Origin of the sequence: Rhodococcus sp. IEGM1428 (assembly GCF_050321865.1) — a bacterium.
Taxonomy (GTDB): domain Bacteria; phylum Actinomycetota; class Actinomycetes; order Mycobacteriales; family Mycobacteriaceae; genus Rhodococcoides.
Genome location: NZ_JBNQFW010000008.1, coordinates 18,917 through 36,625, shown reverse-complemented (window position 1 = coordinate 36,625; position 17,709 = coordinate 18,917). Strand labels below are relative to the sequence as shown.

The 17,709-nt window shown below is 63.7% G+C and carries 14 protein-coding genes; 10 read left to right on the top strand and 4 right to left on the bottom strand.

Translation table 11 applies throughout. From position 1 onward, the window contains the following. The first annotated feature begins 16 nt into the window (after positions 1-16). The 8 genes from ACQR3T_RS25870 to ACQR3T_RS25835 all read left to right on the top strand — a co-directional run bounded on the left by ACQR3T_RS25870 (position 17) and on the right by ACQR3T_RS25835 (position 10,041). Complete coding sequence (locus ACQR3T_RS25870) at positions 17-430, top strand: hypothetical protein (protein WP_428695420.1); 414 nt, start codon at positions 17-19, stop codon at positions 428-430. A gap of 55 nt (positions 431-485) precedes the next feature. Further along, positions 486-1,229 (top strand): hypothetical protein, encoded by a 744-nt coding sequence (locus tag ACQR3T_RS25865; RefSeq protein ID WP_428695419.1) that lies wholly within the window; start codon positions 486-488, stop codon positions 1,227-1,229. A gap of 35 nt (positions 1,230-1,264) precedes the next feature. Further along, positions 1,265-3,547: a hypothetical protein gene (locus ACQR3T_RS25860; protein WP_428695418.1), complete on the top strand. Its 2,283-nt coding sequence runs from the start codon at positions 1,265-1,267 to the stop codon at positions 3,545-3,547. Positions 3,548-3,644: 97 nt separating this feature from the next. Then, positions 3,645-5,219: a hypothetical protein gene (locus ACQR3T_RS25855; protein ID WP_428695417.1), complete on the top strand. Its 1,575-nt coding sequence runs from the start codon at positions 3,645-3,647 to the stop codon at positions 5,217-5,219. Between the two features lie 44 nt (positions 5,220-5,263). Beyond that, on the top strand, positions 5,264-6,781 hold the full coding sequence (locus ACQR3T_RS25850; protein ID WP_428695416.1) for an ATP/GTP-binding protein: 1,518 nt from the start codon (positions 5,264-5,266) through the stop codon (positions 6,779-6,781). Further along, entirely contained in the window at positions 6,778-7,662 is an 885-nt protein-coding gene (locus ACQR3T_RS25845; RefSeq protein ID WP_428695415.1) for a hypothetical protein, read from the top strand. The genes ACQR3T_RS25850 and ACQR3T_RS25845 overlap by 4 nt, the downstream gene beginning before the upstream one ends. Continuing rightward, the gene (locus ACQR3T_RS25840; RefSeq protein WP_428695414.1) at positions 7,659-9,431 is read left to right on the top strand and encodes a type IV secretory system conjugative DNA transfer family protein; all 1,773 of its coding nucleotides are present in this window, start codon (positions 7,659-7,661) and stop codon (positions 9,429-9,431) included. Before ACQR3T_RS25845 ends, ACQR3T_RS25840 begins: the two co-directional genes overlap by 4 nt. A gap of 4 nt (positions 9,432-9,435) precedes the next feature. After that, entirely contained in the window at positions 9,436-10,041 is a 606-nt protein-coding gene (locus ACQR3T_RS25835) for a hypothetical protein (protein ID WP_428695413.1), read from the top strand. Between the two features lie 41 nt (positions 10,042-10,082). Here ACQR3T_RS25835 and ACQR3T_RS25830 read toward each other — a convergent pair whose 3' ends face one another. Continuing rightward, positions 10,083-11,537 (bottom strand): hypothetical protein, encoded by a 1,455-nt coding sequence (locus ACQR3T_RS25830; RefSeq protein ID WP_428695412.1) that lies wholly within the window; start codon positions 11,535-11,537, stop codon positions 10,083-10,085. Positions 11,538-11,933: 396 nt separating this feature from the next. Between ACQR3T_RS25830 and ACQR3T_RS25825 the strand changes: the two genes are divergently transcribed. Further along, on the top strand, positions 11,934-12,467 hold the full coding sequence (locus ACQR3T_RS25825) for a glycine-rich domain-containing protein (RefSeq protein ID WP_428695411.1): 534 nt from the start codon (positions 11,934-11,936) through the stop codon (positions 12,465-12,467). A gap of 808 nt (positions 12,468-13,275) precedes the next feature. Here the strand turns inward: ACQR3T_RS25825 and ACQR3T_RS25820 are convergent. Together ACQR3T_RS25820 and ACQR3T_RS25815 are read right to left on the bottom strand one after the other, a co-directional pair. Then, the gene (locus tag ACQR3T_RS25820) at positions 13,276-13,809 is read right to left on the bottom strand and encodes a hypothetical protein (RefSeq protein WP_428695410.1); all 534 of its coding nucleotides are present in this window, start codon (positions 13,807-13,809) and stop codon (positions 13,276-13,278) included. Between the two features lies 1 nt (position 13,810). Next, positions 13,811-14,656 (bottom strand): hypothetical protein, encoded by an 846-nt coding sequence (locus ACQR3T_RS25815; protein ID WP_428695409.1) that lies wholly within the window; start codon positions 14,654-14,656, stop codon positions 13,811-13,813. A gap of 745 nt (positions 14,657-15,401) precedes the next feature. Between ACQR3T_RS25815 and ACQR3T_RS25810 the strand changes: the two genes are divergently transcribed. Continuing rightward, positions 15,402-17,135, top strand: coding sequence for a hypothetical protein (locus ACQR3T_RS25810; protein ID WP_428695408.1), 1,734 nt, complete (start codon positions 15,402-15,404; stop codon positions 17,133-17,135). A 77-nt stretch (positions 17,136-17,212) separates the two neighbouring features. Here the strand turns inward: ACQR3T_RS25810 and ACQR3T_RS25805 are convergent, their stop codons facing one another. Beyond that, positions 17,213-17,566 carry a hypothetical protein gene (locus tag ACQR3T_RS25805; protein ID WP_428695407.1) on the bottom strand — a complete coding sequence of 118 codons (354 nt, stop codon included), beginning with the start codon at positions 17,564-17,566 and terminating at the stop codon, positions 17,213-17,215. Positions 17,567-17,709 lie beyond the last annotated feature (143 nt).

Below are 17,709 nucleotides of genomic sequence, written 5' to 3'. Positions count from 1 at the left end.
TGAAAGGACACCACCGATGATCACACCGACTCCCACACCGAACAGGGGCCGCACCCTCGCTCGTCGCGCAGGGAAGGCCGCAGCGATGACCGCCGCCGCGCTCACCCTCGCGGTCGTCTTCGCCGGCCCCGCCTCCGCCCAGGACTTCAACCCGATCAGCGGTGTCAAACCGTCGTTCGAGTTCCTCGGCCCGGCCTTCCAGAACGTGTGGGCTCGGGTCGCCGCCTCGATCTGGGGTGTCCTGCTCGCCGGGGCATCGGTGAAACTGCTTGTCGCGCTGTACAAGATGCGCGCTGCGAAAGCCGGCGGATACGGCGCGGAGATGAGCGACTCGATGAGCGAGGCGAAAGTCGCCGGGGTCGCGGTCGGCGCTCTGGCCATCGGCGGCGTCATCGTCGGCGCAATCATGTTCGTCGCCAATCCCGGCTGACCTATCACCAACAACGTTCCGATTCAACCCCATTCGATGAGAAAGAAGAACTGACATGGCACGAGATTTCTCCGCAGTCGGCAGCTCCGGCTCGACCACCAGCGCGACGGGATCGGCGTCCGGCTCGCCAGGATCGGGCCTGTTCGGGCTGCCCAAGTGGGTGCTGGCGATGATCGCCGCCGCCGTGGCGTTCGTCGTCGTGATTGCCGTGGTCGTGTTGACATCCGGGCGGAGCGAGAGCTCCACCGATGACGGTGCCGATGCGATCCGCGCCGCGCACGGCCCGACCACCACCATCGACGGCGTCCCCGCCGGCTACACCCGCGACCAAGCGGGCGCCCAGACCGCCGCGGTGAACTTCACCCAAGCCAACGGCCAAGCCTATGCAGGTCGCATCGATGCTCAGCGCCTCAAAGACGTTGCCGTAGCGGCAGAACCGACACCGGCGTTGACAGAGGTCCTCGACGTCTCGTCCGAGCGCCAGGAGACCGGGCGCGGCACGGTCAACGGCGTTCCGATGATCGTCACAGTGGAGAACTTCTCGCAGGATTCGGCGACGGTGTCGGTCTGGGGCATGGGAGTGAGCCAGAGCCGGGTCAGCCAGGACAGCGACAAGGTCGGCATCTTGGCCATCTACTCCACTACCACCGTGACGATGGTGTGGGAGAACGACGACTGGAAGGCCAAGGACTGGAGCTACAAGTCCGGCCCCACCCTTGAGGAAGCACAGTTCCCCGCCGATGAGTCCTCCCTCGCCAAGCAGGCCGCGGACGGCTTCTACGCCTTCTACGTCAACTGATGAAGGGTCGGCCTGCGATGTGGCGAAGGATTCTGTTGACGATCGCGGTGGCGGTCATCGCGGCCGTCGGGTTCGCGTGGCCCGCGGCCGCGCAGCCCTCGGCTGTTCCGGCACCGGTTCCCGGTGGCGGGTCGGCCGCGACCACGACGGCGAAGAAGCTGCCCGAGACCTTTCCTGCGGATCTCCGCAAATACATCGCAGGTACCGACGAGTTCAAAGCAGCACCGTGGTTCACCGGGCCTTGCAAGGACAAGGGCGGCGATATGGGCCAGTACGTCGGATCGGTGATGAGCAACGAAGGCCGCCTGCTGTATTGGACAGCCACCGAGAACGACCGCATCGCGCGGTGGACCGCCGCGGTGTCCGTGCGCAAGGACCCGGTCCTGATCGGGGTTCTCATCGATGCCGGCGCGGTCGGCTCGCAGACCACCGGTGTCGATCTCGGGGTCGAGCAGAACCGCAAGGCCGCGCTGTCCATCACCGACGATGCGGTGCTCGAATCGTTCTATCCGCCGGTCTATCCCGCCGGCGATGCCACGATGCAGCCTCCCGCCCCGACCTGCGCACAGGATCTCGCGAGGTGGACGACCAAGACTTCGAGCACCTGGGGCTTCGAGTGGGCTTCGACTCCCGATGCGGCCTCGCTCGCCGAGATGAAGGCGCAGCCCAATGCTGACCAGGTTCCCGAGCAGGCCTGGACCGACGCGTGCGCCGAGGGAGTGCCCGGCTCGCTGTGCATGCACGCGATGTACGTCAACTGCAGCAAAGCAACCGACCGCGACGATGAGGTGACCTGCCGAGAATGGAACACCAGGGTCGGAAAGCTGTTCGGCGGGACCATGAACTGGATCGATCAGAACACCAGCTTCAGTGACCGCCTGAGCGAGACCCTCGAGTCGGCGTTCAAGGCGACCCCGCAGTACAAGGTCGGCAAGATGTACGTCGACGGGTTCTCCTGGGTATGGGACAACACCGTCGGCGCGGTCGGCGACATCGTCGCCTTCGTCAAAGACCCCTCCGACGTCATCGACTCCTGGGCGAACAAGCTCAAGAGCGCTGCCGTCGGCACCACCACATCGGTCCTGCACGGGCTCGCCGGGGTCGGTGAGTTCAACCCCACCGACCCCGAATTTCTCAAGGTCTACGCGATGTCGACTGGTCTGGGCATCTTCGTCATGGCGCTGATGGTGCTGCTGGCGATCTACAAATCCTCCGACGGCAGCAGACCCGCTATGGAGCTGGCCAAGGACCTGTTCGCCTACGCCCCGGCCGGGGTGATGATGATGCTGTTCGCGCCCTCGTTCGCGCAGCTGTTGATCACGCTCGCGCACGAGCTCTCGGTCAGTCTGGTCTCACTGCTCGGTAGCTCCACCGACGAGGTGGTCGACAACATCTCCTCGGTCCTGGGCCCGTTGACAGATACCACCCTGATCGGCGGTGCCGTCGGTGCCATCGTCGGGTTCGGGTTGATGTTCCTCGGCGCGTTGTCGCTGTTCTTCGGGTTCTTGATGCACGCGAACGCCCTGCCGATCCTGGGCGTGGTGTCGGCGATCGCCTTCGGCATGTGGGTGCATCCGACCTGGCGCAAGAAGGCCCTGCGACCGGTGATGGTGTTCCTGGGCATCGTGTTGTCCAAGGGCATCGTGTTGTCCAAGCCACTGCTGTTCGTCATCCTCGCTGCGATCTTCGCGGCCATCAACATTTCCGCGGCCGGCGCGGTCGCGGACGACGGCGAACTCGAATCCCTCGGAGACCTCGGCTCGATCGCTGTGTGCCTGGTGATGGTCGGACTGGCCCCGTTCGCGCTGCTCAAGTGGTCTCCGATCCTGCCGAGCGCCTCCGATTCCGCCGACTTCGGCAGTAGCGGGTCGGCGACGGGTCAGATGATCGGATCGAGCGCTGGGATGTATCAGATGCGCGCCGGTGGCGGCGGCGGCGGGACCGGGGGCGGCGGGAGTGCGGCCTCGCGCAATGCCGGTGTCGCCGATGCACCCGGTCGCGTCAGTGGCGGCGGTGGCGGTGGCGGCGGTTCCCGGCCGGGTGGCGGCTCGTCGGCATCGAGCACCCATGCCGGTCAGCAGAGCGGCCAGACCGCATCGAGGTCCGGCGGTCTACCGGGCAAGAACGGTGGCCACGGCGGCGCGAAAGCAGGTGGCTCGGAATCGAGGCTGCTCGCCGCCGCCGGAAAGACAGCAGGAATGGCGGCGGGCGCCGCGACTGTCGTCGCTCCGATCGCGCTCGCGTCGGCCGGGGCCGCGATGAACAAAGCCGGAGCGGCCGCGCAGAGCGCCCCCGAACACTCCGACAGCGACAACTGATGTCCCACAACACGAACGGAGAGACCATGACCGCCACGGCTGACATCGGCTGGTTCGGTCCGTATCGGACGCCGACCGCGCGGCGGGGGGCGCGGCGGTGAGCGGGCCACGGTCGGCGATTCTCGGCCGTCAGACCGCGCGCCGGGGAGTGCTCCCGTTCCCCGAGCCGGTCGTCGCCGCATGGGCAGCCACGCTGGTGGTGGCCCTGTATCTGCTGTTCATGGTCGGGCAGTCGACGTGGACATTGGCGATCGATGCCGTGCTGATCGGCGGCGTCCTGTGCGCGACCCTCGATTTCGGCCTGCACGAGTCCTACGCGGCCCGCAAGGTCAAAGCGATCCGAAACCGGCAGCGACGCAAGAGAGGCGAGCACGTCTGGGTCTCACCGACCGATCCGCACTACGGCGACCCCGAGCGTGATCCGGGATGGACGATTCCGGTTCCGCTGTACCGCACCGAGCCGGTCGACCTGGCCGGAACGGGACTCGACGACATGTTCATCCTCGAACACCGCACCCCGGGCGACAACGACTACTACTCCGTTCTCATCGCGAAACAGGGCCTGGCCGAAGGCCTGCGCGGTGACGACGCGTGGGCGGTCACCTCGGCGGCGTTCGGGCGAGTACTCGCCGGGTTCGCCAAACGGTCCTCGTTCGTCCGCGGCCTGGAACTGCTGCACCGCAGCGTCCCCGCCGACATGGTCCCGCACGAGAACTGGGTCACCGAACAGATAGCGGCCGGCGACCCCGACCTGGCCGTGGTTCCGGCGATCCGGTCCTACGGACAGCTGATCGACCGCATGAGCCCGTACTCCGAAGAGCACCGCTCCTACGCAGTGCTGATCTTCCCGAAGTCGGCCTCGTTCCTCGCCGAAGCCGCCCGCATCGCCCGACGCAAGGACGCCCCACTGGTCGGCGGTATCGCCCAAGTCATCCGCGATGACACCGCACGCGCCGTCAGCGCCCTCGAGCGCGCCGGAATGGGCCGCGTGGAGGTCTACGGCGAACAGCGCGCCTGCGCGGTCCTGCGAGCATTCCAGGACCCCAGCTACCCCCTCGACGCCCACCGGGGCGTCCGGTGGGACAACTGCTGGCCCTCCTACGTCGGACGGGACGAATCGGTCGAGGTCGCCGGCACATGGCACACCCGAGTCGGCATCATCCCCACCCGCGCCATCGAACCGGTCGAGGTCGGCCCGCTATGGCTGGCGACCCTGCTCACCGGAGTCGAACCCGACGCCGGCGACGACGAGATCCCCGCAGCACCGACCATCCGAACGGTCACCGCACGAATGGACTTCGTCGAGGCATCCAAGGCCCGCGCTGCGACCAAGAAGGACGTCACCCAGGACAAGGCCCGTCAGATCACCGAAGAGCGCAAGGGAAAGATCACCGACGGTGCATCGGAGGTCGCGATCAGCGAATCCTCCCGTCGCCGTGAAGATCTCATGCCCGGCACCGGGCACCACGGAATGATCTACACCCTCGCCGTCTCGGTCACCGGCCACGACGAAGACGACGCCCTGCGGGCCTGCACACGCGTCGAACAGGCCGCCGACGACTGCGGTATCGGCGAGATCGAATGGCAGGACAACCGCCACGACGTCGCCGCATTCGTCACCTTGCCTCTCGGCCGCGGACTCGCGGCCACCAAATGGACCCGCTCCCGATGAACCGGACCCGCGACCACGCCGACCACGGAACGAGGCACGACACGATGACCACCCACCACAAGGACGACCACCGAGGGGGCACTGCCCGTCCGACTCGTCGACGGGAGCGTCGGAGCCCGAAGTGGCGGCTGCGGATCAGGCGTACTGTCCCCGACCCGCAGGAAAGCGCCGACGCGGCAACCACTCTCGCCGCTGCGAAGTCCGCCGGCTTGATCGCCACCCGTCGGCACCCGCCGACGCGGAAGAAGTGGCTGGACCGGTGGGGCTGGTACGAGATCCGCGTCGAGGGCGCGTGGACGACCACCCGGCAGGGCGAAGCACTGAACCTGGCCACGATGCGCCGCTCGGTGCGTCACGAGGGCCTGCTGACCGGGCTGAACAAGATCAGTCAATCCGGAGTGATCACCGACCCGTACGCCCTCTACGGATCGGAAATCGAGAACATCAACATCGCCGTCATCGGCGACATCGGCAAGGCCAAGTCCTCGCTCATCAAGACCGCGATGTGCCTGCGCCAACTCGCACTTCCGAATCGGCAGGTGGTGGTGATCGACAAGAAACGCCAGGGCAACAAGGGCGGCGAATACAGCGGAATCGCAGATGCGGTGGGCGCTGGTTCGATCCGATTCCGCACCGGCACAACAGGAATGCGCATCAACCTGCTCGATCCCGCGATCGCCACCGGCGTCGAACGCACCGACGGAGTCGCCCCGGCCGGCCAGGAAGCGCTCGTCGGGGCAGTCATCGAGGACACGATGGGTCGCCCCCTGGTCGAGACCGAGAAAGCCGCACTCGGGCTGGCCCTGCAAGTGGTCAACGACCGCGCCGCCCGCGAGAACCGCGAACCGATCCTGATGGAGCTCGCCGACGAGCTCCTGGGCCCTTCCGAGGACAGCGGAGCAGCGTTCGGTGAGCAGTGGGCGCAGGAGTCGCGGCGTTGGGGCCTCAATCCCGGTCTGGCGCTGCGGGAGCTGTGCTTGGGCGACCTCAAGGGCCTCGTCGACGGCGCGACCTCACCGGAGGTTCGCGCGGCTCTCGATCATCCGTTCGTGCACTTCGATGTCTCGGCGTTGCCGAACAAGGGTCCGGCCCTGCGGGTGATCATGACGGTGATCAACACCTGGTTGGCGAACGTGCTCGCTTCCCGGTCCGCCCGGCACATGCAAACCCTGTTGCTGGTCGAGGAAGGCTGGCACGTCGCCGACGGCTCCACCGGAAAGGTCTTCCGCGAGAACATGAAGCTCTCGCGCGGTTTGGGACTGTCGACCGTCTCGGCGTTCCACCACATCTCCGACCTGCCGGTCGATTCGCCGGCGCGGGCGCTGATGAAAGAGGCCGGCATCGTCTTCCTCTACGGGCAGGACCGGGTCGAGGACGCCGAAGAAACCGCCCGCATGTACCACCTGCCGCCGGGGTCGACCGAAATCATCATGTCCCTCGCCAAGGGCCACTGCCTGGTCAAATACAGCAACGCCGACCCGATCCTGATGGAACACGTGCGCTCGGATCTGGAAATCGCGCTCACCGACACCGACGAAGTGATCAAAGGAGCAGCAGCATGACCGACCACTCACTCCGCGCAGCGCTCTCGCACCCTACGGCCGACCGCTCGACTCTGGTGGGTGTGGACGTGACGACCCTCGATGCGGCGGGCAGTACCGCGGTAGGTCGACTGTTCCGCTCTCGTTCGGCAGCAACAGCATTCGCTCTGACGCACGCCGCGCAGTCCTGGGGCACGCTGGTCTCGCTCGACTTCACCGTCTTCGAGTGCGATACAGCGTCACTGGATTCGGCATCAGAGGGCATGTTCCGCGCGTGGGACGAAGTATCCGTAACGGGTTCTGTGACCGAGACAGCGTGCGCTCTGGCAATTCTCGACGAATACAGACTCGGGGTGAGGCGCGCGAAGTTGCCGCTGCCCGCTGCTCTGACGGCCGAGATCTACACACTCGGCAACGCCGTCGCATCGCCTGTGCATCCGTCACGGGTCGACGACCCCGAGACGGTGGAGGTTCGCCTGTGCAGCATCAGGCCGGAACCCTTGCCGCACACCAGAACCTCGATAGGGTTCTACGACAGCGAAGACGCCGAACGGGTGGCCGGGGTCCTGGCGTATCGGTTCGTCGGCGGCGACATCGCACCAGCGACCGAACGGGGCTGCATCCAGGTCCACCACAGCGCCGACATCAGCGACGTTGACCGCGCCGCGGTCGCCCGCTACACCCGCATCGGCGAACTGCGCGCCAACATCGCCGCACTGGACCCGCGACGAGACATCGCGGCGATCACGCGCCTCGACGGCGAGCTCGACACCCTCTGCTCGGCCGTACTCCGTCGACGATCGACACCCTCGCCCACTCCCGTCGCCGGCAGCGACGTGGTCCGCAGATACCTTCCCGCGCCTGCTCCACGGCCCGACTCGACCGAGGACCGCCCCCGATGAGCACACCAGAACTTCGCCCCACTCCCCCGGTACTGCCCTACGGCACCGGGCCCGCTGTCGGTTTCGTCGCCGGCGGGCTCGTTTCCGTGGTCGGCGGCGGCTACCTGTCCGGGCTGCTCGCCGGCACCGGTCCCGCACTGCCCGCCGGCATCTACGGGGTGATCCCGGTGTTGGCGGGCCTGTTCAGCAACCCATCCGACCCTGCGTCGGCGTGGCCGGCCGACTCACAGCCGGGCGGCCCAGTCCTGACGTGGCTGTGCATCGGCATCATCGCGGCCGCATGCATCCTGCTCGGAGCTATCGTCTCGGCGAAGAACATGGCCCGCACAGCATCTCGGCGGGTGCGGGCGAACGGATTCGCCGACCGGGCCGCGCTCGCAACGGTCGGGATCGACGAGAAGAGCGCGGTGAAGAAAGCCAAGGCCACCCGGCTCTCACTCTCCGACGTCCCAGTCCGCCGGATCGAGGCAGCAGCGGAGACCACCCGCATCGGCACGCTGTACGACGACAAGAAACAAGGGGTGTTTCTGCAGTACCGAGACGGTGTACTGGTCGAAGGCCCCACCGGATCCGGTAAGACCTGGCGCATGTTCTACAAGGCGGTTGTCGAGGCGATCGGGCCGGTGGTGGCCACCTCGACCCGCGGTGACCTTCTGCGCGCGACGTGGGCCGAGCGCGCGGCTGTGGGCAGGGTCGAGGTGTTCGATCCGGACGGGCTGACGGTGTATCCGAACAAGATGCAGTGGTCGATTCTCGACGGCTGCGACGACCCCGAAGTGGCCATGCGGCGGGCCGCGGCGTTGGTGCAGGCCATGCCGATGGACGGCACCTCGAATGCGAGCTACTGGAACGGCAAAGCCGCGATGCTCATGCGCGGATACCTCTATGCCGCAGCAGTATTGGACAAGGATCTGGTCACACTGCGGGTGTGGGCCGCGTCCCGCAATGTCAAGGCGGTACACGAGGTGCTGTCGAGGGATCTGCCGGATTGGGACGCCGAACTGAGTCAGGCGCTGGAATCGAAAGCCGATTCCTCCGACGACATGATCGGTGCCTGCACACGACTGCTCGAGCCGCTGGCGTCACCGAAGCTGATGCGCTCGCTCAATGTCCCGCTCAGCGAATCAGCGGATCTGCGTTCTCTGATCACCGAAGGCCGCAACACCGTCTATCTCATCTCCGAGGGTGGCAGTGCGTCGGCGGCCGCGATGACCACCGTTCTGTCGGCCGAGCTCTATCACGTGGCGAAGACGCACGGCCTGACCCAGCCCGACGACAAGATCGACCCTCCGCTGCGCATGGTGCTCGACGAGATGAACAACGTGGCTGCGATCCCGAACATGCCCTCGCTCATCACCGACTCCGGTGGCCGCGGAATCCAGATCTGGGCCGGGGTGCACTCCCGGCTGCAGAACGAACAACGCTGGGGCCACGTCGCCGGGCAGCTGCTGTCCAACGAGTCCCCGACTCGCCTGTATCTGACCGGTCTCGGCGACGCGGACGAGCTGGCCACGATCTCGAAGGGGTTGGGGATGCGTGATGAATACATGAGCGCGTCGAGGATGGCCGGGCCGCGGTCGGTCCCGGTGATGGCCGGCAGTGACATCGCCCGGATGCCCGCCGATCAAGCACTTCTGCGTTACCGGGAGGCCAAACCGATCAAGCTGCACGTTCCCTCCGTCTGGGACGTTCCCGTGCTCGCCGCCCGAGTGAAGGCCAATCAGAAGGCGTTCGACGAGTACTGCGCTACCGGGCACGAGAAGAGCTGACGGCATGGCACTCCCGGCGTATACCCCCGGCTCGATCGACTGGCCGTACCTGGACAAGGACAGCGCCGCCCGACTGTGGGTCGAGCTCGGCACCTGGGTGGAATGGCTGCGCGACCGCTACGAGCTCGGCCGCACCATTCCTCCGTGCTGGTTCAAGCATGGCCCGGTGGTCGAGGAGCTGACCGCAGCGATGTTCGCGCGTCGTGAGGCGTACCAACAGGGCAAGAACGCCTATCACGGTGGGCCCGCAGCATGGCACTACCAAGTTCTCTGGCCGATGGTGCACAGGATGAAGTCGATCACCGACTTCGAGCAGTGCACCCCTCATTTGTGTGGCTTCACCCCGCCGACGCCGGCCGTGGCCGACGACTTCGCCGAATTCATCGCCGCCGACATCGACGAGCGCGACGACGCACCGATCGAGCCGATACCGGACGACGCTGTCCCCGCCGCGACCCCATCGGAACTGACGATGGAGGAGGTCATCGACATGATCGACACCGACCGCGCTGTCGCAGAAGATCCCGCCGACGACTTCACCGCCGTCATCATCGACGACGCGCGGTGGGAATACGACGAAGAAACCGAGACGTACCGCCCGGCCCGGTGAGGGTCTGACTGAGAGTTGACGCGCGTCGAGCTAGGAATGGGCTAGCAGGCTCGTTCGTACAGGATTGAAATAGCTCGACCTACCTCGATACCCGGGTTGGAGAATTCCAGCTTGTAGTTGACATCGAACTGCGTCACACCACACGGGAGCACCGAGTTCACGATTCGTAGTACCGTGCCAGCTTGAGCAAGAGCGCCAGGGTTTACGAACCCAAGGCGATAGCTGTATGACGATCCACGGTGGGAATTGGGTCCTGACCACGTGAAGCCCGTCACCGAGTAGAGCTGGTCGTACATGACGAATCTATCGTCCGCCGAGTCCCCAGTGACGGCTTGGCTCGATGGAAGCTCATCGGGCCTTCGCGCCGATACCTCGATGGTTGCGGAGACTACCGATCGTCGTTGAGATGCGTTGTTTGCAGAAGCTGGGGGTGCGTGCACAAGCATCTGGATCGGGAGATCGTCGTAGTCATCGTTCGTGCTGGTGAAATTCAGGGTGGCTGCGCTGGTCCTCGCTGCAGTCTCTACGAGATCGCGATCTTCTAGAGATGACCCCGGTGGGAGAACCACCAGAATTCCGGAGCCAGGACCAGGGTCGAATGGGATGCCATCGCTGGTTTTCGGGCCGGCACCGGCCATGCTGCCAAACCAAGGCGTGGTCCAGGCGGCCACGGCAGTCACCATTGACCTGCCTGTGAGTGTCACCATCAGAAGCATCACCATGACCATCACAAGAACTCCGAACGAAAGCAGCAGCCCCCGTCTGGGGCGATACTGCCCGGTTCGTGGCCTACGACGCCGGACAGTTTTCGGAGTCGGAGTCGGAGTCGGCATGGGTGGCGAGTCGGGTGTCGACGGCACCGAGATCGGTGGCGTGAGGACCACTGATTCCTCATCTACAACTACGGTGCCCGCAACCGGCATCACCGTACTGGTGGAGTTCGAGCCTCTGCCGGGGGTCTCCACGGCGGGGAGTGTCGACGGTGCGCTTCCGGCCTCGGTGCGGCGGTGTTTCGAATGCTGCGCGATGCTGGCATGGGCCAGGTTGGTTCGTGCATTTGTTACGAATCCGCCGGCCGATTTGGTCGACACGGTCTTCAGGAACGTTCTCTGCTCGGTGTCGGCACCGAGTCCGTCACACAGCTTGTCGAGGAGCGTGGCCGGTAGTGCTGCCTCGCCGGCAATGAATCTGCCAATTTTTTTGGAGTGCGGTTCTAGCTTTCGGTATTCCTTGGGGAATGTCTCTCGGTTCGTTGCTTTGAGCGCATCGGCCAGAGTGGAGCCCTCTTGCATGGTTGTGCGGTACCACCACACGGCCATGTGCATGGGGGCGGGATAGCGCTTGGAGGAGGCAGTAGTCGATCCATCGAACTTGCATGGTGACTGTCGCCTGTCCTCGAAACCGGCAATCAGCGCGTCTTGGAAGTGGAGACGTATGTAGGCAAGGAAGAGCTCGTGGTTGTTGTACTCCGGAAAGTCATTTCGATCGATAGCCATTGTTGCCTCCTGGCAGTGCGCCCCAACGGGGCACATTGTCGTAGAGGAAGTATGCCAGTCGCTCCGTCCGAATCGCGAGGATCTACCGACCGGTACTGTGCGTAACTGCTGGTAAGCGGTCTAACCGCTGGTAGATCGACACCGTTACAACCAGTTACATCTAGCCAGAAGGTTGACATCTCCTACCCGGGAGACTTGTGTCGTACTTGGCGCCCGATCATCTGACTGATGACGTCCTCCCTGGGTCGACGCAACGTGTCCTCGTCCGCCGTCTCCGCGTAGTCAAGGTAGCTTTTTGCTGCGCGCCATCTCCTTCGAAGAGGCAAATTGATGATCCCCAATGAACTCGCCACCACCGCGAACTGCTCATCCTGCGGGGGTGGAGGCGATGTTGTCATGCTCGATCGCCGACCCCGTCATCCCGACAATCCTTCGGTTGCGACGAGCCGTTTCGCGGTCGACTCTCAATTCCGATCGCGACTCGTCGCGCGCATCGAGAACGACTTCGAATTCTCCGCTCGAGTGTCCGCCGAGATCGAAGGCCGGGACCGCACCTCCATCGCAGAACGCATACTCGACCAAGCCTTGGGCTTCCTGGCTGTGGTGGCCGACAGTCCCGGTGTGAGTTACTCACCGAGCCCTCTCGTCGACATCGGCTGGCACAACTTCATCCTTTACACCCGTGAATATGCCGAGTGGTGCACGAACGCAGCCGGAAGATTCATCCATCACACGCCGTTCGATGAGGTCGGTCACGAACATGCCGGCCAGAGCGGGCACACCGTGCGCGCACTTCGAGATGCAGGCTGGCCGGTCGACGACGAACTGTGGACCGAAGCGACCATATCCAGCTGCAACCGCAATCCCCACGGCACCGAAACACCGGATAGCGATACAACGGCATTGAGATTGCTGCGGTCCGTCAGATGATCGTGCGCCACTGCGCCGGTTCGCTCCCGAAGGGCAAGGACCTGACTCTCAGACGAGTCGAGGACGAGACTGGCGGGCCTTGAGCATGTACCCGCCTCTGGACTTTGCGTCGACGTCCGGAGGCAACTGAGTCACGCACGAGGTGCCTTCATGTCGTCCGACAGCGGCGCACCCGTCCATAGGCTAAGATGAACTCGCCGACCTTTCAATACAGGTCTAGCCGGCCACCCTTGGGTGGTCGGCTGGATCTAAGAAGGGAGGTGGTAGCGATCAAAACGAGAAAGTTTCGCGTCCTAGCAGGACGCTGCAGTCAGTTTGTCGGCAAGTCTCTGGTCGGAGGAGCCGCTCGCTGGCTGTTGGAACAGATCTTCTCTGATCTCTTCACCGGTATGTAGTTGTAGTTGACGTGGGACCCCGGCCTGTTGGTCGGCCGGGCTGGGGTCTTACGAACACTTACGAACACTTACGAACACTTACGCGTACTGGCACTAGTGATGTTACGCGATATTATCGCGATTACAAATGCTCACGATGTTCCGTGGTGGTCTAGCTGGAATGATTCCCACATCTTACAAGGACCGTTCCGAGTTATTTCAGAACTCCGCAAGAGTTGTCCATCTCAGCGAAGGAACCCCCGACTGCCATCTCAGGAAGCTCTTGGGTACCCCGTCAGGTGCCATCATGAGAGATCCTTGTAGATACTCGTATGAGAGTTACGCTTGCGATGCCCTGGTGAAGAGCCTGGGAAGTAAGGCCGGGAGCCCGCACGCTTTGCGTGGTCGCCCGGCCTTTGCGTTTGTCGGCCCGATCACTCCAACGGTATGACCTCGACGAGGTTCGCGGCGGCAAGCTTGGGGTCGCGATGCGTGTAACACCAGGCGATGATGTCGGCCGCCCAGAGCATTTCGTTGGAGCGCGGCGAATCGACGACCACCACGACTCGGTCGTGAGCCCGCAGCGGGACGAGGACCTCCAACACTGCGGCCCGGTCCTGCTTGTCCTGGGCACAAGACTCGATCAAAATTCGGGTGGCTCCGAGTTCGACAGCCTTACGGGTCAATGCGCGAAGGAGCTCACTACGTACCTGCCGCTCTGCACGGCCCCTGATCGGAGCGGTGAAGACCAGTGCGGAACTGACCGGTCGTTGCCGTATGAATTCGGCGATGATTTTCGCCCGGCTCGAACGACCTTCATCGTGCATGTGCACCCTGTCCCGGTTGGCCGGCTTCAGGGAACGCATGACCTTCTTGGCTCGCCCGAGATCGCCGGCCGTGACCACCGCTGCAACGAGTACGTAGTCACCGTGCCGAGATTCATCGACGAAGATTTCGACAGTGGTCATGTCACGGCCTTCCAGTGGAAGGTGGAGCGGGAGTCCTGGTGACTCGTGCCGCTGTCCGTTGCAGGGCTACCCGTCGTGCGGTCGAGAACGGGTCACGCAGTGCGCGGTGATACACCTGTCGCCGGACGTTCGCGGGAAGTTTGGGCGATGCGACCAGCTGTATCCGGGTATCGATCAAACCGAGGTCGCCAAGTTCTTTGTACCCCCGCTCCGCTGTTCTCTCGCTGATTCCATACCAATCTTTGGCTCGTTCGACCGCCATCGAGAAGGTCGGCCGAGTGGGCGATTGGGTTTCCTTCAAGATGATCAGCAGCATCGCTTTGCCCGGCAGCCGGAGCTGGTCCGCATACCCTGACGTCCAGTACTCGTGAGGGAGGGTGAAGAAGCCTTCCTTGATGCTCGAGTTGCTGCCCGGTCGGAACCAGGGGTCTTTGCTTCCGTCCTCGTGCAGCGGTTCGATTACGGTGGACGGTCCGCGGCGGCGGCGGGTAATCAAGTCCATGTCCTCAAGGATGCGGAAAGTCTTCGACACGGTGGTGACACTGCATGGGTTCCGCGTGCTGAGGAGGTTCGCCCACGCCCCGAGGGGTAGGGGGTCAGCACTGATGCCTACCGGCTGTAAAGCATGTAGAAGCAAGAAGGCGTCGAGTGCTCGTTCCTGACGGCGGGTGACGAACTCGGCAAGCTTTGCATCGCGTGTCCCAGCAGCGGTTCCGGGAGGGTGTTGAGCTAGTACGTTGCGAAGTGTGACGTACCCGCGTTTTCCGGCGTCGAGAAGCGCCTGCACGGCCTCGTCCGGAGTAGGTGGCTTCTGATCCTGCAAGCCAGAAAAGGGGTCGCTGTTCATGACACAGAAGGTACCCCGGCGAGCGTCTGGACCGACATCACCTGAGCGGCAGCCATTTGCCCCTCCAGGTGCCACAGTGTAGACACCGTGAAACATCGCTGATACGCCAAGTGAAACGCCTTGAAACGCCTAGCTGCATAGGGGTCTCAGGTCCGTTATGGCGGTGGGCGCACGTTCGCTTGCGCTGATGCCGCAGAAACTTCTTGCCGTGCAATTTCATTACTTGCCCTCGCGGCGACGAGAGCGGTGTTCGAGATTGGATTGCATCGCCCGCACGCCCCGGCCTCGTCGAGGGCACGGTCTTCGTATCGGAGCACCGCGGATCGAGCTGGACGGCTTCACCGCAGTCATAATCGACGACGGACGGCGGCAATACGACGAGAACACCGAGACCTACAAACTGCCCCGTAGGAGAGCGCACCCACGCGGTCATGTCGGGTGTGTGTTCGGCAAAGTGGTCGTTGCCGCAGTACGACTGACCGGCACCGGTTATAGCTGACGAGTATCAGTTGACAGTGTTCGGTCGTTCGACTGCCGCCGTTTCCGGAATACTCGCAACTAGGACAAAGCACGGTCGGCCCGAGAGACGGGCACCGGCCACAACATGGGGGCGTCTGTGACTAGTCGGGGTAAACCGCGCGTGGGTAAGTCGACGAAAGACCGGCGCCGAGATGCGCGATCTGCGAAAGCGCCGAATCGCGCCACGCGGGCCAGTGGTCCGACTATCGCGCACGGACCCACCCCCATGTCCACGGTGATCTCGGATCACGCCGGACTGACGGCGATGAATCATGTGGATCGCATCGAATACCTCAAGCAATTCGACTCCAGCTCACTGCTTCGCACCCTGGCCACTGTTCAGTCTCGGCTCGACGTCGCGTCGACCACCGACCAGTCGGAGGGTCGAGTGGAACGCAACCTGCTCTCGGAGTCGCACGCCACCTGGGCTGGCCGTCTCATGACCAAGGTCGGATCCACTCATCGCCTCATCCCCCCGCGGTCCATGACTCAATTGTTTCGCGAGGCTCTCGAGCGGGGCAGCAGCAATGTCGACTCCGCTGTCCGAGACATCGAGGTCGCCAACATACTCGAGTTGGTCATGTCCATCTCAACGGAACACGCCGGCGCGGTAAATCCTCTCGATGCCGTCGCCAATCCCGACCCCGCCCAGATCAGGGCACAGATGGCGGCCGTCCAGGCATATACCCCGGAAGAGAATGTGGCCGCCGTCCGCAGGGAGGCCCTCGAAGAGACAGTGAACCTCCAGAGCAACGAACCGCTCAAGCTCGAACTCATCAAGGCCTCGACCTACGACCTCTGGTTTCGGCCATGGCCGGACCGAGTGACCGATACCCGTATCGGCACAACACCCGCCGAAGCCTTCGAGATCGCAAATCATGTACCGCTACTCGATGTCATGGTGGTGGGACAGATCATCACCGAGGCCATGATCGTTGGGCGGTTCGACTGGACACGCGAACAGTTGATCCAGGCAGGAGCGACTGCTGACGCAGTGCAGTTCGTGATCGACAATATGGCCTACGCCGCGGCCCGTTTCGAGCAGAGGCTTCGCCGTGACCGCGCGAACGGCCCCGTTGCAGACCAGCGGTACGTCTTTACCGAACGCCCCTTCCTCCTGCCAGAACCCGACACACTGCTCGGACTGCGCTACCAGTGGGTCATCGACCGGTTCTTCGGCTCGCAGCTCTACTGGCAGACATTTTTCGCCTTCGGTGCAGTGGAACCAGGATCGACGGCGGAGGCATTCAGCCAGGCCATCAATTACGCCTTCGAGCGGGTAGCCGGCGATGTCCTCGAACGGATCGCCTCTTACAGCTCCAAAATCACCCGGCTGGTTAGCGAAACCGAGATGCAAGCTGAGTGGACTCAGAGCAGAGGTCACACACCGTCGGTCTGCGATTTCATGCTGGTCGCCGGCCGCGCCTGCTTTGTCATCGATGCTACGAACCACCACCTGAGCGCCAATTTGGCACAGGGACTCGGCGACGTCGACACTTTCAACGCCGATATCGAAGCGTCCTTCGTGGCAACAAAATTCAAGCAGATTGCTTCGACGGCAAAACGGGTCAGAGAGACCCTCCCCTTCGGTATCGAGGACAATCCAGTCTTCTACCCCTACGTCGTGGTCCCGAACAATGGCCTTTCGAACACCACCGCTGTGCAGCTCGATTGGATGACCAGATCGAGACCGTCCTTCGAGGAACTTCGGGGATCGACCCGCACCCCGGTCCCCCTCCAGATCGGCGACCTTGCACTCTTCGAGGGGATTGCCGAACACTTCTCGCGCCCCGACAGAGACATAGCCGATCTACTCGGTGGCTGGACAAGCCAGCAACCACTTCCAGTTTCGGTGCGCGAACTTCTTCACCAGGCCGGGATTCCCGCTGCCATACCCCAGCGAATGATCGATGACCAGAAAGCCCTCGACCGACTCATCCTCAACCGTCGCAGACGATGACCGCCGATCGAGTTCAAGCTCAAGGACCCGAGTGTTCTAGTGATACTCACGCCGTGCGAATCCGCGGACATGGAGGGTCAGAAGATGGTCAATTGATTTTCATTGACACGCTGCCCGCGTCGCGGACGTATCTTGGGCGCGACCGGCGGCGCAAACTCGTCCTGTTCTCCCGGATCACGCAGGCTCACTCCTGCCTTGGTCGCAATCAAGGCACGCACGTGGAGGCGATGCGAATTCCGTTCGCGGCCGGCATCGCTGTCGCGGTCATGCCACTGCGATCTCCAGGCCGAGCTTCCCGCGTCGGGAACGGTGACGGCTCGATCGGCTAATCGGTCGAGCAAAATGTCGAGCTTCTCGACGAGGGTCTGTGCGAGGTCGTCGAGGATTTGCTCAGGAACGCCTGCTACTTCCTCAATCTCGTTCTCTCGCACGTGTGCAATGTAGGGGGCTCCGCCGACACACCGTCTGCCTGACACTCCCCGACGCCGAATCCTCGAGCCCCCACGCCCTGCACACGCTGCCCAACGAGAGGGATGACAGTGCACCTCGAACATCTGACCACGACCACCTTCAG

What these genes read in the sequence shown, in the direction of transcription:
- ACQR3T_RS25835 (WP_428695413.1), top strand. Translation starts at nt 9,436, where the DNA reads ATGGCACTCCCGGCGTATACCCCCGGCTCGATCGACTGGCCGTACCTG.
- ACQR3T_RS25810 (WP_428695408.1), top strand. Translation starts at nt 15,402, where the DNA reads ATGTCCACGGTGATCTCGGATCACGCCGGACTGACGGCGATGAATCAT.
- ACQR3T_RS25820 (WP_428695410.1), bottom strand. Translation starts at nt 13,809, where the DNA reads ATGACCACTGTCGAAATCTTCGTCGATGAATCTCGGCACGGTGACTAC.
- ACQR3T_RS25870 (WP_428695420.1), top strand. Translation starts at nt 17, where the DNA reads ATGATCACACCGACTCCCACACCGAACAGGGGCCGCACCCTCGCTCGT.
- ACQR3T_RS25830 (WP_428695412.1), bottom strand. Translation starts at nt 11,537, where the DNA reads ATGGCTATCGATCGAAATGACTTTCCGGAGTACAACAACCACGAGCTC.
- ACQR3T_RS25815 (WP_428695409.1), bottom strand. Translation starts at nt 14,656, where the DNA reads ATGAACAGCGACCCCTTTTCTGGCTTGCAGGATCAGAAGCCACCTACT.
- ACQR3T_RS25825 (WP_428695411.1), top strand. Translation starts at nt 11,934, where the DNA reads ATGCTCGATCGCCGACCCCGTCATCCCGACAATCCTTCGGTTGCGACG.
- ACQR3T_RS25845 (WP_428695415.1), top strand. Translation starts at nt 6,778, where the DNA reads ATGACCGACCACTCACTCCGCGCAGCGCTCTCGCACCCTACGGCCGAC.
- ACQR3T_RS25865 (WP_428695419.1), top strand. Translation starts at nt 486, where the DNA reads ATGGCACGAGATTTCTCCGCAGTCGGCAGCTCCGGCTCGACCACCAGC.
- ACQR3T_RS25840 (WP_428695414.1), top strand. Translation starts at nt 7,659, where the DNA reads ATGAGCACACCAGAACTTCGCCCCACTCCCCCGGTACTGCCCTACGGC.
- ACQR3T_RS25850 (WP_428695416.1), top strand. Translation starts at nt 5,264, where the DNA reads ATGACCACCCACCACAAGGACGACCACCGAGGGGGCACTGCCCGTCCG.